Annotated in this window: 23 protein-coding genes; 10 read left to right on the forward strand and 13 right to left on the reverse strand. The window is 63.8% G+C overall.

Annotated features, from left to right (window positions below; genetic code table 11):
• Nucleotides 1–2: 2 nt before the first annotated feature.
• The 4 genes from C7G61_RS11850 to cysG are packed head-to-tail and all read right to left on the reverse strand — an operon-like array spanning nt 3 to nt 3917.
• A complete protein-coding gene (locus C7G61_RS11850; RefSeq protein WP_108514271.1) occupies nt 3–518 on the reverse strand; it encodes a DUF934 domain-containing protein in 516 nt (171 codons plus the stop codon).
• On the reverse strand, nt 505–2160 hold the full coding sequence (locus C7G61_RS11855; protein ID WP_108514272.1) for a nitrite/sulfite reductase: 1656 nt from the start codon (nt 2158–2160) through the stop codon (nt 505–507). Before C7G61_RS11855 ends, C7G61_RS11850 begins: the two co-directional genes overlap by 14 nt.
• Before the next feature lie 12 nt (nt 2161–2172).
• Complete coding sequence (locus C7G61_RS11860) at nt 2173–2484, reverse strand: DUF2849 domain-containing protein (RefSeq protein ID WP_108514273.1); 312 nt, start codon at nt 2482–2484, stop codon at nt 2173–2175.
• Nucleotides 2481–3917, reverse strand: a complete 1437-nt coding sequence (gene cysG, locus C7G61_RS11865) for a siroheme synthase CysG (protein ID WP_108514274.1) — start codon at nt 3915–3917, stop codon at nt 2481–2483. Before cysG ends, C7G61_RS11860 begins: the two co-directional genes overlap by 4 nt.
• 254 nt (nt 3918–4171) lie before the next feature.
• On the opposite strand from cysG, the gene cysD reads away from it, so the two are divergent.
• From cysD to C7G61_RS11885, 4 genes are all read left to right on the forward strand, one after another.
• A complete protein-coding gene (gene cysD, locus C7G61_RS11870; protein WP_108514482.1) occupies nt 4172–4966 on the forward strand; it encodes a sulfate adenylyltransferase subunit CysD in 795 nt (264 codons plus the stop codon).
• A gap of 24 nt (nt 4967–4990) precedes the next feature.
• Complete coding sequence (gene cysC / locus C7G61_RS11875) at nt 4991–6928, forward strand: adenylyl-sulfate kinase (RefSeq protein ID WP_108514275.1); 1938 nt, start codon at nt 4991–4993, stop codon at nt 6926–6928.
• 132 nt (nt 6929–7060) lie between these two features.
• Nucleotides 7061–9223, forward strand: coding sequence for a malate synthase G (locus C7G61_RS11880; protein ID WP_108514276.1), 2163 nt, complete (start codon nt 7061–7063; stop codon nt 9221–9223).
• An 85-nt stretch (nt 9224–9308) separates the two neighbouring features.
• Nucleotides 9309–9509 (forward strand): CsbD family protein, encoded by a 201-nt coding sequence (locus C7G61_RS11885; RefSeq protein WP_190241775.1) that lies wholly within the window; start codon nt 9309–9311, stop codon nt 9507–9509.
• Between the two features lie 66 nt (nt 9510–9575).
• On the opposite strand, the gene C7G61_RS11890 is transcribed toward C7G61_RS11885, so the two are convergent.
• Complete coding sequence (locus C7G61_RS11890) at nt 9576–9731, reverse strand: Thivi_2564 family membrane protein (protein ID WP_108514277.1); 156 nt, start codon at nt 9729–9731, stop codon at nt 9576–9578.
• 207 nt (nt 9732–9938) lie between these two features.
• Between C7G61_RS11890 and C7G61_RS11895 the strand changes: the two genes are divergently transcribed.
• Nucleotides 9939–12032, forward strand: coding sequence for a methyl-accepting chemotaxis protein (locus tag C7G61_RS11895; RefSeq protein ID WP_108514278.1), 2094 nt, complete (start codon nt 9939–9941; stop codon nt 12030–12032).
• A gap of 211 nt (nt 12033–12243) precedes the next feature.
• Here C7G61_RS11895 and C7G61_RS11900 read toward each other — a convergent pair whose 3' ends face one another.
• Entirely contained in the window at nt 12244–12882 is a 639-nt protein-coding gene (locus tag C7G61_RS11900) for a DUF2865 domain-containing protein (protein ID WP_108514279.1), read from the reverse strand.
• A 35-nt stretch (nt 12883–12917) separates the two neighbouring features.
• Complete coding sequence (locus C7G61_RS11905; RefSeq protein WP_108514280.1) at nt 12918–13685, reverse strand: L,D-transpeptidase; 768 nt, start codon at nt 13683–13685, stop codon at nt 12918–12920.
• Between the two features lie 294 nt (nt 13686–13979).
• Here C7G61_RS11905 and C7G61_RS11910 point away from each other — a divergent pair, with 294 nt between their 5' ends.
• The 3 genes from C7G61_RS11910 to C7G61_RS11920 all read left to right on the forward strand — a co-directional run bounded on the left by C7G61_RS11910 (nt 13980) and on the right by C7G61_RS11920 (nt 16093).
• Nucleotides 13980–15083, forward strand: a complete 1104-nt coding sequence (locus C7G61_RS11910; RefSeq protein WP_244608272.1) for an AI-2E family transporter — start codon at nt 13980–13982, stop codon at nt 15081–15083.
• A 75-nt stretch (nt 15084–15158) separates the two neighbouring features.
• Nucleotides 15159–15530, forward strand: coding sequence for an ElaB/YgaM/YqjD family protein (locus C7G61_RS11915; RefSeq protein ID WP_108514282.1), 372 nt, complete (start codon nt 15159–15161; stop codon nt 15528–15530).
• A 110-nt stretch (nt 15531–15640) separates the two neighbouring features.
• Nucleotides 15641–16093, forward strand: a complete 453-nt coding sequence (locus tag C7G61_RS11920) for a hypothetical protein (RefSeq protein ID WP_108514283.1) — start codon at nt 15641–15643, stop codon at nt 16091–16093.
• 231 nt (nt 16094–16324) lie between these two features.
• On the opposite strand, the gene C7G61_RS11925 is transcribed toward C7G61_RS11920, so the two are convergent.
• From C7G61_RS11925 to C7G61_RS11950, 6 genes are all read right to left on the reverse strand, one after another.
• Nucleotides 16325–16750 carry a hypothetical protein gene (locus C7G61_RS11925; protein ID WP_108514284.1) on the reverse strand — a complete coding sequence of 142 codons (426 nt, stop codon included), beginning with the start codon at nt 16748–16750 and terminating at the stop codon, nt 16325–16327.
• A 246-nt stretch (nt 16751–16996) separates the two neighbouring features.
• Nucleotides 16997–17608 carry a 2-hydroxychromene-2-carboxylate isomerase gene (locus tag C7G61_RS11930; protein ID WP_108514285.1) on the reverse strand — a complete coding sequence of 204 codons (612 nt, stop codon included), beginning with the start codon at nt 17606–17608 and terminating at the stop codon, nt 16997–16999.
• Nucleotides 17609–17690: 82 nt separating this feature from the next.
• Nucleotides 17691–17927, reverse strand: a complete 237-nt coding sequence (locus C7G61_RS11935) for a hypothetical protein (protein ID WP_108514286.1) — start codon at nt 17925–17927, stop codon at nt 17691–17693.
• Between the two features lie 132 nt (nt 17928–18059).
• On the reverse strand, nt 18060–19334 hold the full coding sequence (locus C7G61_RS11940) for an MFS transporter (RefSeq protein WP_108514287.1): 1275 nt from the start codon (nt 19332–19334) through the stop codon (nt 18060–18062).
• Nucleotides 19335–20082: 748 nt separating this feature from the next.
• Nucleotides 20083–21081 (reverse strand): DUF808 domain-containing protein, encoded by a 999-nt coding sequence (locus C7G61_RS11945; protein WP_108514288.1) that lies wholly within the window; start codon nt 21079–21081, stop codon nt 20083–20085.
• Nucleotides 21082–21208: 127 nt separating this feature from the next.
• A complete protein-coding gene (locus C7G61_RS11950) occupies nt 21209–22015 on the reverse strand; it encodes a response regulator (protein WP_108514484.1) in 807 nt (268 codons plus the stop codon).
• 303 nt (nt 22016–22318) lie between these two features.
• On the opposite strand from C7G61_RS11950, the gene C7G61_RS11955 reads away from it, so the two are divergent.
• Nucleotides 22319–22516 (forward strand): NepR family anti-sigma factor, encoded by a 198-nt coding sequence (locus C7G61_RS11955; RefSeq protein ID WP_108514289.1) that lies wholly within the window; start codon nt 22319–22321, stop codon nt 22514–22516.
• A complete protein-coding gene (locus C7G61_RS11960; protein ID WP_108514290.1) occupies nt 22516–23064 on the forward strand; it encodes a sigma-70 family RNA polymerase sigma factor in 549 nt (182 codons plus the stop codon). Before C7G61_RS11955 ends, C7G61_RS11960 begins: the two co-directional genes overlap by 1 nt.
• The last annotated feature ends 75 nt before the right edge of the window (nt 23065–23139 follow it).

Below are 23139 nucleotides of genomic sequence, written 5' to 3' on the forward strand. Positions count from 1 at the left end.
GCTCACTGGCCGGCACTCTCCGAATGACGCAACTGCATCCGCCGATTGAGCGCGGTGACGCGGCCATCGCCGGTCGGCTGGTAGAACACCGAATAGCGTTTCATGGTCTCGGCGAAGGCATCGGCGTCCGCATCCTTCTTCACCTCGAACGCGTCGAAGCCGGCGCGCGACATGAACACGAACTGGTCGCGCAGCACCTGGCCGGTGGCGCGCAGCTCGCCGTCATAACCATGCCGCTCCCGCAAGAGGCGCGCCTGGCTGTAAGCGCGGCCGTCGCGGAAGGACGGGAACACCAGCGCTACCGCGGCGAGACGATCGAGATATGGAACGAGATCATCGAGATTTCGATTGTTCGGCCAGATCACGCCGACCCTGCCAGCGTGCTTCAGAATGGCTTCCGGATCCTCGAGGAACCGCGCCGCCGGAACAAGGATCGCTCCATCGCCCGGCAATTCGGCGCCTTCGGCAATATGGACGAACAGGTCGGGGGTAATTCTTCCGTTCTTAACGAGTGGCATAGACCCGCTCCTTGAATGGCTCGACGCCCAGACGCTTCACCGTATCGACGAACAGTTCCTCGGGACGGTCGCGCAGCGCGAGATAGGCTTCGACAATGTCTTCGATCACATCGGCAACTTCCGCATAGGGAACGGCCGGGCCGATCAGCGCGCCCATCTGCGCGTTCTCGTCGGCGCGGCCGCCGATCGTGATCTGGTAAAACTCCTCGCCGTTCTTCTCGACCCCGAGAATACCGATGTGGCCGACATGGTGATGGCCGCAGGCGTTGATGCAGCCGGAGATGTTGATGTGCAGACGGCCGATCATTTCGGCGGTGTCATGATTGGCGAAACGCCGGGTCAGTTCCTGCGCGATCGGAATCGAGCGCGCATTGGCCAGCGAGCAGTAATCCAGCCCCGGGCAGGCGATGATGTCGGTGACCAGATTGACGTTCGGGGTAGCGAGCCCGATCCGGTCGAGCGCCTTCCATAGCTGCGGCAGGTCGCGCTTGGCGACATGGGGCAGCACCAGATTCTGCTCGTGACCGACGCGGATTTCGCCGAAGGAATACTTGTCGGCGAGATCGGCGACCGCATCCATCTGGTCGGCGGTGGCATCGCCGGGCGGGCCGCCCACCGGCTTCAATGACAGCGTCACGATCGAATAGCCCTGCACCTTGTGCGGGGCCACAGAGTTCTTGCGCCAGCGCTCGAACAACGGATCATGCGCGGCCTGCTTCAGCTCGTCCGGCATGTGCGGCAGCTTCTCATAGGCCGGATAGGAGAAACGCGAGCGCACTTCCTCGATGACGGAATGGTCGAGCGTCAGGGCGCTGTGACCCATCTGCTTCCATTCCTCATCGACCTCCTTGGCGAACTTCTCGATGCCGAGCTCATGCACCAGAATCTTGATGCGCGCCTTGTAGATGTTGTCGCGGCGGCCGTACTGGTTGTAGACGCGCAGGATCGCCTCGACGTAACTCAGGATATCGCGGCCGTGCACAAACGGCTTGATCGTCTTGCCGATGAACGGCGTGCGGCCGAGACCGCCGCCGACCAGCACCTCAAAACCGGTTTCGCCGTCGGCATTCCTGTGCAGGCGCAGGCCGATGTCGTGGACCTTGATCGCGGCGCGGTCGTGCTCGGACGCAGTGATCGCGATCTTGAACTTGCGCGGCAGGAACGAGAATTCCGGATGCAGCGTGGTGTGCTGGCGCAGGATTTCTGACCAGATACGGGGATCCTCGACCTCGCCCGGCGCGACGCCGGCCCACTGGTCCGAGGTGACGTTGCGCATGTTGTTGCCGGACGTCTGCATCGCGTGGATGCCGACCTCGGCGAGTTCAGCGAGCGCATCGGGCAGATCGGAAAGCTTGATCCAGTTGAACTGGATGTTCTGCCGGGTCGTGAAATGGCCGTAGCCGCGGTCGTAGCGGCGCGCGACATGGGCAAGCCGCCGCAGCTGCTTCGACGACAGCGTGCCGTAGGGAATGGCGACGCGGAACATGTAGGCGTGCAGTTGCAGATAGACGCCGTTCTGCAGCCGCAGCATCTTGAATTCGTCCTCGGTGAGTTCGCCGGAGAGGCGGCGCTTCACCTGGTCCCGGAATTCGGACACGCGTTCATTGATCAGCGTGCGATCGAGTTCGTCATATGCGTACATGATGGATCAGCCTTAAGCCGGAAGCAGGTCAATGGTGAGACCCTTCGACCGGATGCGTTCGCGCAAATTGCCGGGTTTGATTTCGCCGCTGTCCTTGAGCTCGACCGGCGCGATATAGGCGCCGATCGCGCCGACGTCGTCGGCATTGGCTTCGTTGAGCAGCACCCGCGCCTCATCGGAAGTGTGGACGATCGCAGCGTCCGACAAGCTTGCCGACCAGCCCTGCTGCGCGGTGCGATAGATCACGATGCCATCCGAGGTGCGGTTGGCGGTCACCATCGAGGGACCGGTGATCTTGATTTTTTGTTGAAGCGGAGAGGTCATTCGGCAGCATCCAGCAGTTTGGAGATGACTTGATTGAGGTTGGACTGGCGCCACGGCGCGGAATGCGCGACGACGTCGCCGATGATGAGGACGGCAGGACCGCCATCGATTTTTTCGACCAGCGCAGGAAGATTCTCGAGCGTGCCGACCACGGCCTGCGCATCCGCCCGCGTCACCCGCGCGAACACGCCGACGGGCGTTTGCGGCAACCGGCCGGCGGCCAAAAGACCCGCGCGCACCGACGGCGCGGCCGTCATGCCCATGTAGACTACGATGGTCATCTTCTTGTCGGTCAGCACCGACCAGTCGACCGTCTCGGCGTCCTTTGCCTTGTGCGCGGTCAGGAAAGTGATGCGCAGCGCTTCGTGACGGTAGGTCAGTGGCGCCTCGAACTGCGCGGCGGCACCGAGGCCTGCGGTAATGCCGGGCACCACCGAATAGGCGACGCCGGCTTCGCGCAGCACTTCGATCTCCTCGCCGCCGCGGCCGAAGATGAAGGGATCGCCGCCCTTCAGCCGCACCGCGCGCTGTCCGGCCTTCGCAGCGTCAATCAGCAATTTGTTGATCGCGTCCTGGCCGATGCCGGGTTTGCCGACACGGCGGCCGACCGGAATGCGCGCGGCGTCGCGGCGGATGCGATCGAGAATTTCCGGCGAGACCAGTTCGTCGTAAAACACAACATCGGCATCCTGCAGCGCGCGCAGCGCCTTGATGGTGAGCAGATCCGGATCGCCCGGACCGGCGCCGACCAGCGTCACGCGGCCCTCGGCCTTGCCATCCTTGCTCGCGCCGGCGAAGGCGGAGGGATCGGCGATTTCGTTCAGTGCTTTTTCAGCCTCGTCCTTGCGGCCGGCGAGCACCAGTGCGCCGATCGGGCCGTCGATCACACGCTCCCAGAAGCGGCGGCGCAGCGGGAATTCGGGAATGCGCGCATGCATCGATTTGCGAAAGCTGCCGATGAAGCCGGCGAGATCGCCGATCCGCGCCGGCAGCACCGCCTCGATGCGCTCACGCACGCGACGCGCGACCACCGGCGACGCGCCGCCGGTGCCGACGGCAACGACGACGTCGCCGCGATCGACGATCGCGGGAAAGATGAAAGTGGAATGCGCGAGATCGTCCATCACATTGATGGGCAGCCCTACCGCCTTCGCGCGCGCCGACATCGCAACACCGATATCGCCGGCGCCGGCGCAAAGGATTGCGATCACGCCGGACAGATCGGAAGTGAGCGGATCGCCGGTGGCGCGTTCGATCCGGGCATCAACAGCCGCATCGAGCCCCGAAACGTCATGGCTGCCGTCGGTCGCATACCAGCGGATGTTCGCTCCGGCCGATGCCAGCAGGCGCAACTTCGCGCGCACGAGTTCGCCGGCTCCGACGAGCAGCACCACGCCGCTTTGCAGATCGAGAAACACGGGCAGGAATCGCATGCGAAACTCGCTTCCCCCACTTCGGGGTTGACTGGAATTATTTTCTATATATGTGTCGTTCAACGCTCGCAAAGAGAAAATTATTTCTTCTCTATTGCAGCGCAACTTTAGAATTTTTCCACTCCGAAGTCCAAGGCCCAGAGATGCATCTTCTCGACAATGAATCCGGCGGACACGGGTTGCGGCCCGCAGCCTTCACCAAGGCATCCTCGTTGCCGAAAATTTTGGCCGACGGACGGCTGCCGCCGCCCTCGATGGACCATCTCGACGAACTCGAGGCGCAGAGCATTTACATTCTCCGGGAGGCGTTCGCGCGGCTGAAGAAGCTCGCGTTGCTGTGGTCACTGGGGAAAGACTCCAACGTGATGATCTGGCTGGCGCGCAAGGCCTTCTTCGGCCGCGTGCCGTTTCCGGCGCTGCACGTCGACACCGGCAAGAAATTTCCCGAGATGTATGCGTTCCGCGATCGCTTCGGCAAGGAATGGGATCTCGATCTCAAGATCGAGCCCTGCCCGCCGATCGACGCCGTCGATCCCACCCTGCCGCCGGCCGCGCGCTCCGCCGCGCGCAAGACCGAGGGACTCAAATGGGCGCTGACCAAATATGGTTTCGACGGCTTGATCGCCGGCATCCGCCGCGATGAAGAAGCCACGCGCGCCAAGGAGCGCGTGTTCTCGCCGCGCGGGCTCGAAGGCGGCTGGGACGTGCGCGATCAGCCCCCGGAATTCTGGGACCAGTTCAACGCGTCGCCTCCAACAGGCGCGCATCTGCGCATCCACCCGATCCTGCATTGGACCGAAGCCGACATCTGGGCCTACACCAAGCGCGAGAACATTCCGATCATCCCGCTGTATCTGTCGAACGACGGCAAGCGCTATCGCTCGCTGGGTGACCAGGACATCACCAACCCGGTGGCTTCGACCGCTTCCAGCATCGATGAGATCCTGACCGAACTCGACGGCACCAAGGTGCCGGAGCGCGCCGGCCGCGCACTCGATCACGAAACCGAAGATGCATTCGAGCGGCTGCGTGTCGCCGGCTATCTCTGACGGATATTTGGTGTGAGCGTCGCAATGAACATGATCCTCCCCGCCAGCGTCTCGGTCACGCCGAACGGCACCACGTCGATGCCAAATGGCACGACGCGACCGCAGGTCCGCATCGTCATCGTCGGCCATGTCGATCACGGCAAATCCACCTTGGTCGGACGCCTGCTGCACGAAACGGGCAGCCTTCCCGAGGGCAAGCTGGAAATGCTGAAGGCGGTCAGCGCGCGGCGCGGCATGCCGTTCGAATGGTCGTTCCTCCTGGATGCGCTGCAGACCGAGCGCGACCAGGGCATCACCATCGACACCACGCAGATCCGCTTCCGCACCCGCTCGCGCGACGTCGTGCTGATCGACGCGCCCGGCCATGCCGAATTCCTCCGCAACATGATCACCGGCGCCTCGCAGGCCGACGGCGCGGTGCTGATCATCGACGCGCTGGAAGGCGTGCGCGACCAGACCAGGCGGCACGGCTATCTGCTGCACCTATTGGGCATCAAGCAGGTCGCGATCGTCGTCAACAAGATGGACCGCGTCGATTTCAGCGCGGATCGTTTCAAGGAAATCAGCGACGAGATTTCGGCGCATCTGATTGGCCTCGGCGTGACGCCCACAGCCGTGATTCCGATTTCCGCCCGCGACGGCGACGGCGTTGCCGAACACACGCCGCGGATCGGCTGGTATCAGGGACCGACCGTGGTCGAAGCGCTCGATGCGCTCGAACCGGCCCGGCCGCTGGAGCAACTGGCGCTGCGTTTGCCGGTGCAGGCGATCTATAAATTCGACGACCGCCGCATCGTGGCGGGCCGCATCGAATCCGGCAGCTTGAGCGCCGGCGATGAAATCGTCATCATGCCGGCCGGCAAGATTGCGAAGATCAAGACCGTCGAGAGCTGGCCGGTGACCCCGCTCACGGGCAGGCATGGCGCCGGCCGCTCGGTCGGCATCACGCTCGACCGTGAATTGTTTATCGAACGCGGCGACGTCATCGCCCACGCCGGCGCGACCCCGCGCGATACGCGACGAATTCGCGCGCGCATTTTCTGGCTGCACGACAAGCCGCTGTCGAAGGGCGATCAGATCCTGATCCGCCTCGGCACGCGGGAAAGCCGCGCCAGTGTCGTCGCTATCGAGAAGGCCGTCGATCCCGGCGAACTCTCCAATGAAGAGACCAAGGTGATCGCGCGCAATCATGTTGGCGAAATCGATATTTCGCTGGCGCAGCCGATCGCGGCCGACCCCTATCAGGAAAATCCACGCACCGGACGGCTGGTGATCGAAGTCAACGGACGCATCGCCGGCGGCGGCCTCGTGCTGTCGGTCGACGCCGGACAGCGCGCCGTCCCGATCGACATCGTGCCGGTCGAATCCGCATTGCGCCCCGAGGAACGCTCGGCGCGCTATCGCCACAACGGCGCGGTGATCTGGCTGACCGGCCTGCCCGGCTCCGGCAAATCGACGCTGGCGCGCGCGCTGGAGCGGCGATTGTTTTCGCGCGGCGGTTCGCCGATCCTGCTCGACGGCGACACCTTGCGCGCGGGCCTCAACGGCGACCTCGGCTTCTCGCCGCAGGACCGCACCGAAAACATCCGCCGCTTGGCGGAAGTCGCAACGCATCTGGCGCGCAACGGACACATTGCGGTTGTCGCCGCGGTGTCACCGTCGGCGGATGATCGTGCCGCCGCCCGCCGCATCGCCGACACGACGTTCCGCGAGATCTATGTCGCAACGCCGGCCGAGATCTGCGAGAGCCGCGACCCCAAGGGCCATTACGCCAAGGCGCGCGCCGGCACGTTGCAGGCCTTCACCGGCATCGGCAACGACTACCAGCCACCGGCCCAAGCAGAGCTCAGCATCGACACCTCGACCAAATCCGTATCTGACGCGACCGACCAGATCGAGCGGATGCTGGCCGAGACTGGCATCCTGTTCGACGAACTGGTCGATCTGGCGGCCAATATCTAGGCTTTTTGGGGCCTTCTCATCGACCCGGCTTTAGGGCTAAAAGGGCGGCCAACGCCGCCCCTTTGGCGCGTTTTTTGCTGCTTTTCGTCTGAAAACAGCCCGTAAGCGCCAATTCTTTTGAGAAAGCCCATCATGAATCGTGTCGACGCCCACGGATTGAAGATCGCCCCTGTCCTGTTCGATTTCATCGCCAGGGAGGCGACCCCCAAGACTGGGATTTCCCCCGACGCGTTCTGGGCCGGTGTCGCTGATATCATCAAGAAGCTGGGGCCGAAAAACCGTGAGCTGCTCGCCTTGCGCGACGCGCTGCAGGCCAAGATCGACGGCTGGCATCGCGCCAACAAGGGCAAGCCGTTCGACATGAACGCCTATACGGCCTTCCTCAAGGAGATCGGCTATCTGCTGCCGGAGCCGGCGACCAAGGCAGTTGAGACCGCCAACGTCGACGAGGAAATCGGCAAGATCTGCGGACCGCAGCTCGTCGTTCCCCTGACCAACGCCCGCTACGCGCTGAACGCGGCGAACGCGCGCTGGGGCTCACTCTATGACGCCTTCTACGGCACCGACGCGATCCCGCACGATCCGAACGAGGCTGGCCGCGGCTACAACAAGGCGCGCGGCGACAAGGTGATCGCCAAGGCAAAAGCCTTCCTCGATGCGGCCGTGCCGCTCGCGACCGGCAGCCACACGGACGTGACGTCGTACAGCATCATCGCCGGCCAGCTCGCCGTGAAGCTCAAGAGCGGCAATGCCACCGCATTGAAGTCTGCTTCGCAGTTCGCCGGATATCAGGGCGATGCTGCCGCACCAACTGCGGTCCTGCTGGTCAACAACGGCATGCATGTCGAAGTGAAGATCGACCGCAGCCACGTCATCGGCAAGGACGATCCGGCCGGCGTCGCCGACATGATCCTGGAATCGGCAGTCTCCACCATTCTCGACATGGAAGACTCGGTCGCCGCCGTCGATGCCGAAGACAAGGTGCTGGTCTATCGCAACACGCTCGGCCTGATGGACGGCACGCTCTCGGCGGATTTCGAGAAGGGCGGCAAGACGCTGAAGCGCGCGCTCAATCCCGACCGCGTCTACAAGACGCCCGACGGCAAGCAACTCACGCTGCACGGCCGCAGCCTCTTGCTGATGCGCAATGTCGGCCATCACATGTTCACCGACGCCGTACTCGACGAAAAGGGCGAGGAGATTCCGGAAGGCCTGCTCGACGCCGCCGTCGCCGGCCTGCTCGCCATCCACGACCTCAAGGGCTCTTCGAAGACGAAAAACAGCCGCACCGGCTCGGTCTACATCGTCAAGCCGAAGATGCACGGCCCCGACGAAGTCGCGCTGACGTGTGAGCTTTTCGGCGAAGTCGAGAAGCTGCTCGGCCTGTCGGAAAACACCATGAAGGTCGGCATCATGGACGAGGAGCGCCGCACCACGGTCAACCTCAAGGCCTGCATCCAGAACGCGTCGAAGCGGATCTGCTTCATCAATACCGGCTTCCTCGACCGCACCGGCGACGAAATCCATACCTCGATGGAAGCGGGCCCGATGATCCGCAAGAACGACATGAAGGCGCAGCCCTGGATCAAGGCCTATGAAGACTGGAATGTCGACATGGGCCTGATCGACGGCCTGCCCGGCCATGCCCAGATCGGCAAGGGCATGTGGGCGGCGCCCGACAAGATGGCCGACATGCTCACCCAGAAGCTCGGCCATCCGCAGGCCGGCGCGACCACCGCGTGGGTGCCGTCGCCGACCGCGGCCACGCTGCACGCGCTGCATTATCACCAGGTCAACGTGATCGCGCGCCAGCAGGAACTCGCCAAGGGCGGCCAGCGCGCAAAGCTCTCCGACATCCTCACTATCCCAATGTCGCAGTCGAACTGGGCGCCCGACGACGTCAAGCAGGAGATCGACAACAACTGCCAGGGCATTTTGGGCTATGTCGTGCGCTGGATCGACCAGGGCGTCGGCTGCTCCAAGGTGCCCGACATCCACGACGTCGGCCTGATGGAAGACCGTGCGACGTTGCGCATCTCGAGCCAGCATCTGGCGAACTGGCTGGCGCATGGCGTCGTCAGCAAGGACCAGGTGATGGAATCGCTGAAGCGGATGGCGGTCGTGGTCGACAAGCAGAACGCCGGCGACCCGCTGTACAAGCCGATGGCGCCCGCCTTCGACGGCGTTGCGTTCCAGGCCGCCTGCGATCTCGTCTTCAAGGGCCGCGAGCAGCCGAACGGCTACACCGAATACATCCTCACCGCGCGCCGCCGCGAGGCGAAGGCCGCTGGGTAAATCACGTCACGATGCCGCATCGGTCGCCGGGAACGCCTGAGGCATCGATCCGTTGATCGCCATCCCAATAGCGATGGAGATGGCGATGGATTGGAACAGGGTCGAAGGGAACTGGAAACAGTTCAAGGGCGCCGCCAAGGAGAAGTGGGGCAAGCTCACCGATGACGATCTCGACGTGATCGAGGGCCGTCGCGAACAACTAGAAGGCAAGCTGCAGCAGCGCTACGGCTTTGCCAAGGACCAGATCCACAAGGACGTGGACGACTGGTTCAAAAGCTTGAAATAGGCTGGCGCTTCCGAACGTAAAAAGCCCCGGCACCTGCCGGGGCTTTTTTGCTTTGGCAGGCGGGCGCTAGATGACGGCGATGTATTTCAGGAGCGAGATCACGCCGAGGATGATCACGATGACGCGGGCGATCTGCTTGGCGCGGCCATCGAGCGGCAGCAGGTTGATGAGATAAAGAACGAGAATAACGACCAGGAACGTGATGAGTACACTGACGAGCATGCGGTCCCCCCTCGGCATTTGCCGAAAAATGCGCCGGTAGTGTTTTGTTAACGTGAAGGGGCGCTTCGGGTTCCCGCTAGCGGAACCTCAACTCGTCCAGAAAACCTCCATCATTTCAACGATCCTAGTATTTATACGGCAATAAACGCTGTCTAACTGTTTACCGTTTTCCCGCCAAATGGCCCGCGAGCCTTTGGGGGGAGCATCATGTTGAATCGTCTGACCGTATCCGCGCTGCTGAAGACCGTCATCCTCGTCACCTCCTTCTGCGTGGTGGTTGGATTTTCGCTTAACGCCTGGGATTCCTGGAGCCGCTTGCAGGCCGCGAGCCGCATCGCCGTGATCGCGGATGCCTCCGCGAACATGTTCAAGGCAATGCACAATCTGCGCACCGACCGCTCCACGACCAACCGGCTCCTGAATTCCGACGCGCCGATGGAAGCCGATATCGAGAAATATCTGCGCAACATTCGCGACACCGAAATGCCTGCGATGAACAACGCGCTCGGCCTGCTTGGGGAAATCCAATTCGCCCAGCAGCCGACGCTGGTGCCTGAATTCGATCGCCTGCTCAAGGCGGTGACCTCGCTGCAGAAGGAATTCTGGGAAGCCATGAGCAAGCCGAAGGCCTCGCGCCGCCCGACGCTGGCCAAAGAATATATGGACACGACGACGACGATGCTGGAAACGCTCGACAAGCTTTCCGGTGCGGTTGCCGCCGCCATCAATCACCAGGACGCGACGATCGACCAGCTGCTGGCGATCAAGCAGATCGCCTGGCTGTTGCGCAACACTGCCGGCGAAGCGTCGCTGATCGTCGCGATCGGGCTCAACAGCGGCAAGATCACGCCGGAGGCGAAGCTCGCCTATACGAAATATGCCGGCGGCATCGACGCCGCATGGAGCGCGCTGGAATTGACGGCGGCGGGGATGCAGCTGCCTCCGGCGATTTCCGCCGCCATGGCCGCAACCAAGACCGGCTATTTCGAGCCGCAATATCTTGCCTTGCGCGATCGGCTGCTGACGCAGATCGCCGCCGGCGAGAAGGCGGAATTGACCCCGAACCAATGGACTCCGATCACGGTCGGACGTCTCGCTACCGCCGTCGGCGTGGCGGAAGCCGCCCTCGACGCCGCCAGGGATCGTGCCGCGCTGCTGCGCTCCACCGCACAGCGTTCGCTGGTGATGCAGCTCGCCCTGCTGACCGGCGCGCTGGCGCTCGCGTTCGGCGCCATGGTGATCGTCACCCGCCGCGTCATCAAGCCGCTGCACACCATGCGCGACGCCATGCTGAAGGTTGCGGCCGGCGACCTCAACGTCGATACCGGCTACGCCGCGCGTCACGACGAAATCGGTGCGCTGGCCGGCGCGCTGGAGACCTTCAAGCAGCAGGCCGCCGACAAGGTCCGGATCGAGGCGCAGGAGCGCGAACGCAACGCCGGCGCCTCGGCGCGACAGCAGGCGATCGAGAGCTATGTCGGCGAGTTCGAGAGCATGGTGCGCCAGACGCTCAGCCAACTCGGCGACGCTTCCGGCCAGATGCGGACCACCTCGTCCGGCCTGTCGACGATCTCGCGCCAGACCAACGAGCGCGTCCAGGTCGCCGAAAAGGCTTCCGGCGAGGCCTCGATGAGCGTCGAGACGGTGGCTGCGGCTTCCGAAGAGCTCAGCGCCTCGATCAACGACATCAGCCAGCAGGCGGCGCACGCCGCCGGCATCGCCAGCCGCGCGGTCGGCCAGGCGCGTGACACCGACGGCACGGTCCAGGGGCTCGCCCAATCGGCGGGACGGATCGGCGAAGTGGTAGGTCTCATCAACACCATCGCCGCCCAGACCAACCTCCTGGCGCTCAACGCCACCATTGAGGCCGCGCGCGCCGGCGAGGCCGGCCGCGGCTTCGCGGTGGTCGCCTCCGAAGTCAAATCGCTGGCGAGCCAGACCGCGAAGGCGACCGAGGAAATCTCCGAGCAGATCGCCGACATTCAGAAGGTCGCCGGCGAAGCCATCGACGCCATCAAGAACATCGGCGGCATCATCGGCGAGGTCAACGAGGTCGCCACCGCGATCGCCGCCGCCGTGCAGCAACAGGGCGCCGCCACCCAGGAGATCACGCGCTCGACGCAATTCGCCGCCCAAGGCACCAAGAACGTGTCCGACAACATCACCGGCGTGAAGGCCGATGCGGACGCGGCAGCCGCCGCCGCCGAGGATGTGAAGCAGGCTTCCCAGACGCTGGAGACGCAGAGCCAGCAACTGGGCAATCAGGTCACTGATTTCCTCGGGAAGATCCGCGCGGCCTAATCTTCAACCTCGCCCCGCTTGCGGGGGTCGAGACGAGCGAAGCTCGCTCTTAGGTCGCCGCGCTCTTCGCGCGGCGGGGGTACAGGTCCAACAACTGCATTCGCGGAGAGAGCCCCTCACCCCGACCCTCTAAGAGCGAGCTTCGCTCGTCTCGACCCCGCGAAGGGCGGGGCGAGGGAGAGGCAGCGATCTCGCTTCATCCCACCAACACTTACTCCCTCGCCACCACCGGCACGCGCCCATACTTGGCGCGGACCTTGTCAGAGGCGGGCGAGAAATTCAGCTCGGCGCCGCGCCTGTCACCGCTGCGGCCTGCGACCAGAAGGCCGTTCTGGCCGGCGACGATGTCGCCCTTGCGCAGCGTCGGGTCGTCCTCGATCTTTACAGGCGCGAGCCCGACCTGGTCCTTGCCGTTGCAGGTGCAGCCGGCGACGAGCTCGTTGCGATAACGGAACGCGTTCGGCAGCTCCGAATAGGCCTTGCCGTTTTCGCCGATCGCATGGTCGATGCTGCTGCCGTAGAACAATTTGGTCTCGCTCGCCGGGCAGAAGCTGTTGCAGGACGCCGCACGGCTCGCATTGTCTGCGGCAGTGACCGGGAAATAACGCCCGTCGCAAGTCCGCACGCAAAACGCCTGGCCTCCGCCGCCGCCATAGCGCGAACGCGCCTCGCCCCGCTGGACAGCGTCGTCGTCGTCGCCGAACGGTATCTGGATATAAGGTTGATGGCGCGGGCGGGCGAACCCGCCGAACAGTTGCGAGAAGAAGTCCTGGGCCTGCGCGGCAGGCGCCAGCACCGAAGCGCTCACCAGCGCGGCTGCCCCCCATGCCGCCAGTTTCCCTGATTGCATCAAGCTTCTCCTCTCATGCAACATAACGCGTCAATTCAGTTAAACCGCGGCGCCGTCAGGTTCAGCGCCTGGCGGCCCGAGGGTGTGATCGCGACCGGGCGCGGATGCACGCCGGCCGGACGGGCTGTGATGCCAGTCCTGCTATCCCCGCCTCGCGCCATGACCGGCGCATTCTTCGGCAGCACCACGACCTTGGTGCCGACATCGACCCGGCTGAACAGATCGATGACGTCCTCATTGGTCAGGCGGACGCAGCCCGATGAGACGAATTTCCCGATCGTCGAGGGATCGTTGGTGCCGTGGATACGGTACTGGCTGGTGCCGAGATACATCGCCCGCGCGCCGAGCGGATTGCCCGGCCCGCCGGCCATGAAGCGCGGCAGATAGGGCTGGCGCGCGATCATCTGGGCCGGCGGATGCCAGTCCGGCCATTCCGCCTTGCGGCTGATGGTCTGCACCCCGGACCAGGTAAAACCTTCGCGACCGACGCCGACGCCATAGCGAATGGCACGACCCTGTCCGAGCACGTAATAGAGCGTGGTGTTGCCGGTATCGATGATGATAGTGCCGGGCTCCTCCGTCGTACCGAAGGCGACGACGGCGCGGCGAAGCCGCTCGGGCGTCGCGCCCTCGTCGGAGGCGATCACCTCATCGGCGGGATATCCATTCGGCTGGTTCGAAGGGTAACCGAGCGTCTGCGCGTTCGCGCTCGAGATCACTAACGGCGTCAGAAAGACGGCGCTGACGAGGACGAGCGCGCTTGCCACGCGCGACGAAAGCCGGCGATCGGAGGACGGTATCATGGGCCTGCCCCGCTGGATGTGTGCATCATTGGATGCTCTGCACAACAAACGCGGCCACAGGCCGACGGTTCCGTGCGGCTGACGCCACGCCACAGTGCGCCTGATGCGACGCCGCTCACGCCTGCGCGATTGGAACCCGCGCGTTCGCGTCACGTTATGATCGCAGTCTGGTTTGCGACGTCGCCTTTGCCGTGTCATCGCCGCTTCGGGCGAGGGAAAGCCATTGTGAGCGTCATTCCCACCAAGCCTTCGACTGCCAAGCCCTTGGCTTCCAAATCTCCACCGACAAAGCCGTTGTCCCGTGAACGCCAGCTCCCCCACGAGCAGGAAGCCGCGCCGGCCCCCGACAGCAAGACCGAATTGCCGCCGGTCATCCGCCGCACGGAAGTGGTGGCCACCGCCCTCGTTGGCCTGCTGATCATCTGCGTCATCGCCGGCCTTTACCTTGCCAAGGCGTTCTTTCTGCCGATCACGATGGCCTTCATCGTCGGCACCATGCTCTCGCCGGCCGCCAATCTCCTGGAGCGCTATCGCATCCCGCGCCCGGTCGCGGCTGTACTGATCGTGGCGGTCGTCAGTGCCGCCTCGGCCTTCATGGTCAGCCTGATCGCATCACCCGCGGTCGAATGGAGCGGCAAGCTTCCTGAGCTGGGGTCGCTGCTGAAGGAGAAGCTGCACGTGTTCGACCGGCCGCTCGCGCTCTGGCAGGAGTTGCAGAGCATGCTCGGCGGCCCCGACACGCTCACGACATTGCATCTGCCAAAGATCGACTGGGTGCAGCCGACATTGGAGTTCCTGTCGCCGACCTTTGCCGAATTCCTGCTGTTCATTGCGACGCTGATCCTGTTCATCGCGAGCTGGCGGGACCTGCGCCGGGTCTTGATCATGAATTTCGGCGAGCGCGCGTGGCGGCTGCGGGCGCTGCGGATCCTCAACGAGATCGAGGACCATCTCGGCGGCTACCTCCTGATGGTGACCATGATCAATGTCGGTGTCGGCATTGCCACCGGCCTGATCTGCGCGGTTGCGGGCATGCCCAATCCGGCCAGTCTCGGCGCGCTGGCCGCGATCCTGAATTTCATCCCGATCATCGGTCCTGTCGCGATGTTCGCCGTCCTGGTCGTGGTCGGTCTCGTCGCGCTCCCCACCATCAGCGCCGGCCTGCTGGCGTCGGCGATATTTGCGGTCATGACCTTCCTGGAAGGCCATTTCCTGACGCCGATGATCGTCGGACGCCGGCTGGCGCTCAACGCGCTCGCCGTGTTCCTGGCGCTGGCGTTCTGGACCTGGCTGTGGGGGCCGATGGGCGCGTTCCTGTCGTCGCCGCTTCTGATCGTCGCGCTGATCGTGAAGGAGCATCTGATGCCGCCGGATTCGCCGCAACTGCCGGAGGATTAGCAAACTCCGCATCGGGAACTTCCCCTTCGACGGGGCGTTTGTTCCGCACCTGATTTCAGTACCTGGGAGCTTTCGATGTCGACGACGAACGGTGAAGCCGCGGCGAAAAATCCGACCGACAAAGCGACCTATGAACGCCTGCAGAAGGATGTAATCGCCGTGAAAAACGATATCGCAGCCCTGACCGAGCAGATCACCGATGCGTTGAACAATTTTGCCGGCAGCGCCTCCAAACAGGCGCGGCGCGGCTACAAGCAGGCGCGCGTCAATGCGGAACAGGCTGTGGAGGATGTGTCCGAACGCGGCAGCGCGATGATGGATGCCGCTCAAGACGCAGCCTCGTCCATCGAGGAGACGCTGGAAGACGCCATTACGCAGCGTCCGCTGGCAGCCGTGGGCCTCGCGCTCGGCATAGGCTTGCTGATCGGCTTGACGTGGCGCAGGTAGTTTTGGGGCAGGTAGTCCTGGATCCGGGCGCACATCGCTAATAATGGTGCGCCGCGTGGTTTGTTGCGCTGTTGTTTTCAGGTCGAGGTGTTTCAGATCGAGGCTTGGCCATGTTTCAGCGATGGATTGACGATTTCAAGAATTCGGCCAGCAGCACGCTGCGGCTGACATCGCTGGCGGCAGCCGCGGCGATGGCGTTGCTCATCACCGCCGCATTTCTGTGCGCCGCTGCCTTCGTGTTCGTTCTGCAAAATTACGGCCCGGTGCAGGCCTGCCTGACCGGCGCGGGCTTCTTCTTCGTGGTCACTCTGATCGCGGCCGGTTGCTACATGGTCCGCAAGAAGCAGATCGAGGCGCGCGCCGAACTGGCGGCGAAGATGGCAAAATCCACCGCGCAGACCGTGCTGTCCGATCCGATGCTGGTTGCGGCCGGCATCCAGGTGATCCGCGCCGTCGGCGTCAAGAAGCTGATCCCGATCCTTGCGGTCGGCGGGCTGGCGCTGGGATTTCTCGCCAGCCGCGCCAATGCGAGCGGCAGTACCAGCGAAGCACCGGCGGAGTAGGACGACGGAAGATTTCAGGTGTGATTGACGAGCCGACATAAATCCGCGATCTCGCGGCGCATTGCGCCCGAGGTTTGCGGAATATTTTTGCGAGAAGAGCTGGACAGGTTTTTACTGATTTGCCCGTCGTGTTGATTTGTTGCAAGTGAGCGTCGAGATTGTGCTTGCGCGCAAAGCAAATCAGTTCGCAGTCCGTAGATGGGGTAACGGCTTCGCGACACCGTGGCGCGATCAGGTCACGCAGCGGCCGGGCTGAAGCAGTTTTGCGACCTCGGTCAAAACACTGACCGGCGGTTCGCAGGCTACCGTCATCTTCTTCGTCGGGCCGGGCTTGGCCGGCGCCGGTGCCGGCGGGCGGTTCCGCGCCTCGTCCTGGACTACGGGCTCTTGGGCCACCGGCGCCTGGACCACGGGAACCCGTACCACCACCGACGTATCGTCGAGGCCGACGCTGCGGATCGTAATCGTGTCGCTCTGGCCTGACGCAGCTCTGGGCGCCGCGCGGTCGGCCTTGGCGGCGCGGTTGATGTCGGTTGCGGGTGCAGTCGCGGCGAGTTGCCGACGGCCGGTGAGGTCATGGCCTGACGCGAGCTGGAAGGCGCCAAATGTCGCGGTAATGGCGAGAGCAGCTAAAATTGCTTTGAAAATCTGTGACATGCCGGTTTTTCCCTCGCCCTATGGCGATCACGGACACAACCCGAACCGAGCCGAAGGGGGTCCGGCGCTTGTTGATCACTTAACCGTGTACGAAAAATATTTGCGGCACCATGGAACGACTCCAGGGGGCTCGGAGTCATCCCGGCAGCCGGTTATTCCCCCTGCCCCATTGACCGGCGACGTAGGGTGCGACCGTGGTGATGCCGGTCGCACCCTGCTTTTTTGATGAGTCAGCTTCTCAAATTCTCAAGGCGCCAGCTTCCTCAAAGCGCGTTCCAGCAGGTCCAGCCGGTCCTGGCCCCAGAAGATCTCGCCCGAAGGCAGCACGTAGCTCGGTGCACCGAAGACGCCCGCGCTCAAGGCTTCCTGCGTGAACTTCTCATACAGCGCGTCGAGTTCAGCGTCTGAAGGCCCGCTTGCGCGCAACTCCGCCGCGTCGAGACCGGCGCGCTCGGCGGCCAGCGCAATCGTCGTGGGGTCAGCGAGCGTTTCCTCGCGTTCCCACAGCGCACGCCCGAGCTCAAGCGACAGCCTGTGGGCATTCTTGCCCTGCAGCCTGGCCGCGATGACCAGGCGGACCGCCGCGGCGTCGTCGCAGGGGAAATGTTTCGGCTCGAGATTGATGGGAGCGCTCCGCACCTCGCGCCAGCGCTTCAACTCCATCATCCGGTAGGCGCGCCGCTGCGGCGAGCGCTTCGGCAGGGGTAGCCCGCCGGTCTGCTCAAAGATCGGTCCGAACTTGCAGGGCTTGATGTTGACGGTCGCGCCGTTGCGCTCCGCAATCTCGGCGAACGGCGCGCTGCCGAGGTAGGTCCATGGCGAGTTGAGCGACAGGTAGTAGTCGATGGTAACCGGCATAATCCGAGGTTTTTCCGTGCAGGCGGACGTCACGCAAGCGAACCTTGCGAGCGTATGCCAGCATACTCATGGCAGACCGCCTTCAGTGCAAGGCGTTCGTGATCTTGTGATCGAGATGACCGGTCTTGTAATCGCGGCGAAGCTGACTCAGCGATGTCTCGTTCAGGTAAGGCAAAGCCTCGCTCAGTTTGTCGGTTGGGGGATAACCGGCGGCAAAACTTTGCCCGTAAATCTTGCGCAATGTGCCGATGGGGGTGGCTCCGTGCTTGTGGCCGATTTCACCATCCTGCTTGCGGTTGTCGAGACCTGCCTTGCTCATGCCGCTCTCCCTTGTGCCGATGCTCAAGCATCCTCCCGCTGGGACGGAATGGCAATCGTGCACTGCAACCGGAATTAAAGCGGCTTGGCGCTCGGACCAGGCGGTACGGCGGGCAACTTTACCGGCGATTGACTACCGTCTCGCCGCCCGCATCTCATCGCTCGGCTTCACATCCTGCGACCGGCTATAGATCGCGACCGCCGCGATCAGCACCAGCGTCAGCGTGCCGAACAGCGCGCGGTAAGCATCCTCGGTGCGCGCGCCGCTGGCCAGCGGCTCGAATGCGCCGATGATGATTCCGGACAGCGTCTGCATGCAGGCGACGCCGAGCATCACTGAGGTGTTCATGGTCGAGATGCCGCGCCCGATCAGGCGATCCGGGAAGATGCCGCGGCCGTGCGTCATCACCATGGTGCTGGAGGCGGAGAAGAAGCCCATGGCGATGATGACGCCGACCGGCAGCCACACCGGCGGGTGCGAAAACAGCGCCAGCATCGCGAGCAGGACAATGATCACCAGCGTGCCGCCGATCGCGATGCCCTTGCGGGTGTCGAGCCGGCGGTCGAGCGGGCCGAAAGCGAGCATGCCGGCCTGGTAGGCGATCACGGCGCAGAGCAGGACGTTGCCGGCCGCGATCGGGCTCAACCCATGCACCTCGCGCAGGAATGCGCCGCCCCACAGACCCTGCACGGTGAAGGTGCAGGCATAGTTGCAGAAGTTCAGCGCCAGGATCGGCTTCAGGCGCGGGTTGCGCAGCACCTCGATCAGGCCGTTGAGCATCTCGCCGGGCGGCTCGACCTTGCGGCTCAGGAAGGGATGACCTGATGGCGCGTCGCGCACCACCAGCCAGATCGCGATCGTTGCAAGCGCCGTGAAGACGACGACGGCGCAGAACACCGCCCGCCAGCCGACCGCTTCCGATGCCCAGGCGAGCGGCGTGGTGGCGGCAAGGTTGCCGAGCAGGCCGATGGACAGCACCATGGCTGTCATCGTGGAGAAGCGGTCCGGCGGAAACCAGCGCGAGATCACCACCATGCTGCCGATCAGCATCACGCCGCAGCCGGCGCCCATCAGGGCGCGGCCGGTCAACAGCACCGGCCAGCTCGGCGCCAGCGTGAACAGGGCGCCGCCGAGGCTGGCCACGATCAGCATGCCAACCACGGTATAGCGCGGCCCGAAGCGATCGAAGAAGAAGCCGCAGGGAATCTGCATCGCGGCGAAGCCGAAGAAGAACGCCCCGGTCAGCGCCCCCAGCGCTTCCGGCCCGATGGCGCGGTCGCGCATCAAATCGAGACCGATGGTGACGTTGGAGGCGCGGAAAAAATGGCTGGCGACATAGGCGGTGGCCATGGTCGCAACGATGATCAGGCCCCGGCGGTGGGGGAAAGGCCGCTCGGCGGACTGCATCGGTTAAAGGGACGTTTCCCGTTTATTTTCTTGTTGCTGCAGCGACCCTATGCGGGCGTGGGGCGCAGTTCAACAAGCAATCCGGTCCATCGCGCCTTCCGCAAAGCCAACAACACGCCGGCGGGCGTCAACGCTGTTGGTGCGCGAAAAAAAATCCGGCGCGCAAGTGGGGCACGCCGGATCAGTCCGACCAGCTTTCAAATCGAGGCTGGTGGCCCGAGCCAGGGGGAGGTGCCTGGCCGCGAACACGGGTGTCGTCCACAATCGCCAGTCCCAGGTGAAGTCGCCGGGATTGGCGCTGAATCAGGAGAGAGGATCATAACGCCGGCTCAGTGAACCCGGGGTGAACTGGTTCACATGGCACGCTCAATCAGAAATCATTTCGCGAGGTCACCTGATCGTCGCTCGCGAACGAAAATTGCGGCGACCGAGGTGACGAGGCAGGCGGCGCCGACGACCGGGAGGAAAGATCGACGATGCGCAGACAATTCGTAACATACATCCTGCCTCGACGTGACGACATTACGATCCGCGCGCGCCATGCTCAATTGTACCGAGGTAAGTGGCCCATATCGAAACGGATGAACCGGCTATACGAAGGTTTATGAGCCCGGCTTTGCGCAGCGGAACCGGGTACGCTCGACACGGCGCAGACGTGGAGGAAATTCGCTCCGCAACAATGGTGTTGTTGCCACCCAGCCCACTCGCAAGCGGCAGAGGGCACAGTGGCGGCGAAACAGGCGGCCCTTCACTGAGCGAACGTATTCCGACGGCGATGCAAAAAGCGTTTCAGCGATTTCCATGCAGGCGCGAAGACAAATCCGACGACCGGAATCGATACGGCGCCGACCAGCAGGCCTATCGCGCCGGACATGGCGGCCTCGACCGCCCATTCGAGGATCGCGGCGAGCGGCGGGAATGCGTGGGCCACGGCTTCGGCAGCAGCCTTGACGGCATGGTGGATTGACGGCGGACCGTAGACCTCGACGCCATGCAGAATGATGCCGCCGCCAACCCAGATCATGGCGGCAGTGCCGACCACGCTCAGAATCTTCAGAAGCACGGGCATGCCGCGAACGATGCCGCGTCCGAACGCGCGGCCCATGGCCGAGGCGTGATCGTTCCGCGCCAGCGCCACACCGAAATCGTCGGCCTTCACGATCAGCGCCACCACGCCATACACGGCGACCGTGATTCCGATCGCCACGACCGCCAGCACAAGCGCCTGCTTCCAGATGCTCCCCACCGGGAGGGCCGCCAGCGTGATCGCCATGATCTCGGCCGAGAGGATGAAGTCGGTCTTGATCGCGCTTGCGACCTTCTCGTCTTCGACCGACTGCGCGTTCAACGAGACCGTGCCGAGCTGGGCTTCGTGCTGGTGCGCCTGATGGGGCATGACGGCCTCAAGCACCTTCTCCACCCCTTCGTAGCAGAGATAGGCGCCGCCCAGCATCAGCAGCGGCGTAATCGTCCAGGGAAGGAAGTAGCTGAGCACCAGGGCCGCGGGGAGCAGGACCAGGAGCTTGTTGCGCAGCGAACCCGTTGCGATCTTCCCGACAATGGGAAGTTCGCGCTTCGGCTCGAACCCGATCACGTAACCGGGCGTGACGGCGGTATCGTCGATGACGACACCTGCCGCCTTCGCACCCGCTTTGGCAGCCTGGCTGGCCACATCATCGAGGGACGCTGCAGCCACCTTGGCGATACCAGCGATATCGTCGAGAAGGCCGATCAACCCGACACTCATCGATCCTTGCTCCACATCATCGGGAGGGTCGTCGCCGGGAGGACCGTAGCAGATTGGCCCAACAAAAATCCGGCGCGCAGTGGGGAGCGCGCCGGATCATTCCAAACTCTACGCTAACAGGCTTCGATCAGCCCGTGGCGGCGCGCGGCGCGCGGTTGCGCGAGTTGCGCTGGAAGAACAGCGCCTGGCTCGCAACCGCGGAGACCATCGCGGGCTGGAACGGTTTCGAGATCAGGAACGCCGGCTCGGGGCGTTCGCCGGTCAGGAAGCGCTCGGGGTAAGCGGTGATGAACACCACCGGCACCTCGAACACCTTCAACAACTCGTTGACCGCATCCAGGCCCGACGAGCCGTCGGCGAGCTGGATGTCGGCGAGGATCAGGCCCGGCTTCTTGTTCTTGGCGAGCGCCACCGCATCGGCATGGGTGCGGGCAACGCCGATCACGTTGTGGCCGAGGTTCTTCACGAGGCTCTCGAGGTCCATCGCGATGAAGGTCTCGTCCTCGATGATCAGGACGTCGGTGGCGATTTCCGCCGCCATCTCGCGGCCGGCGGCATCCGTCAACGCGCGCGTCTCGGGGATGTCGGTATTGAGAATGAACGCCACCTCCTCCTCGGAGAAGCCTTCGAGGGAGAGCAGCAGGAACGCCTGCCGCGGCAGCGGCGTGATGTTCGACAGCCTGCGCTCCGGCGGCAACGCCAGCGTCGCGACGTCGGGGTTGTCGTTGAGCGCGACCGAATTCCATATCTGGGTGAACAGCTTGAACAGCCCGGCGCGCGGGCCATGCCGTTCGTCGAGCAGCGAGCCGTCCTGCAGCAGGGCCTCCAGCATGGCGGCCACATAGGCATCGCCCGAGGCCTGGTTTCCGGTCAGCGCACGGGCATAGCGCCGCAACAGCGGCAGATGTTCAGCAACGAGCTGTGATCGGGACATCCCCATTTCATCCTTATCCTGGGCCGTATCCTTGGCCATACTTAGGGTCTCAGCCGGGCGGACGTAACCTTATGCGCCCGATCGGGCGTCAATTTTAGTTTCGGCGGGGGGACCCCGGTTCCCCTGTCACCCCCGACTACTCACGTAGGGCAAAAAAGTTCCAGAAAAAGTTCCGGGATTTCGGAACCTTCCGCACGTATTCGCATTAGCCTTCAACCTACAACGCGGCAGCCTAGGGCCCAATTTCGAGGTAACCTCTTGAAACCACAGAGACTTAACTCTCGGGGAAGCGTGGATCAGACCATGAAGGAAGTAAAGAAGCAGGGCGGGCTTAACGCCGAGATTCAATCCAGGATCGGGCACCAGCTTCGCGCCATGTACGACGACGTGGTCCGACAGGGTGTGCCGGACCGCTTTGCGGAGCTGATCCGGAAGCTCGATGGGCCGGAGGCGGCGGCGGCCCAGATCGACGACCCAGCAAAAAACGACGGGAGGGACTAATGCCTCTCACAGACTCTCTTCGCGACGACATTTTGGCGTCGGTACCCAGCCTGCGCGCGTTCGCGATCTCGCTCTCAGGTAATGGCGACCGTGCGGACGACCTGGTTCAGGAAACGTTGCTGCGCGCCATTGCCAACATCGACTCGTTCCAGCCCGGCTCGAACCTGCCGGCCTGGCTGTTCACCATCCTGCGCAACCTTTTCCGCTCGGACTACCGGAAGCGGCGGCGCGAGGTGGAGGACGCCGAGGGCAATTACGCGAAAACCCTGAAGACCCAGCCGGCGCAAAATGCGCATCTGGAGTTCGAGGAGTTTCGCACCGCGCTCGACAAGCTGCCGCAGGACCAGCGCGAAGCGTTGATCCTGGTCGGCGCCTCCGGCTTCTCCTATGAGGACGCAGCTGCGATCTGCGGCTGCGCGGTCGGCACCATCAAGAGCCGCGTCAACCGCGCGCGCTCGAAACTCTCCGCGCTGCTCTATGTCGATGGCGCCGAGGATTTCGGACCTGACGAGACCGTGCGCGCGGTGATCGGCGGCAACGGCGGCTGATGACGCTATCGAAATGACATGGAAAAGGCGGCCTGCGTGGCCGCCTTTTTTTGTTGTCGATGTCGTAGCCCGGGT

The organism is Bradyrhizobium algeriense (genome assembly GCF_003062295.1).
Lineage (GTDB): Bacteria > Pseudomonadota > Alphaproteobacteria > Rhizobiales > Xanthobacteraceae > Bradyrhizobium > Bradyrhizobium algeriense.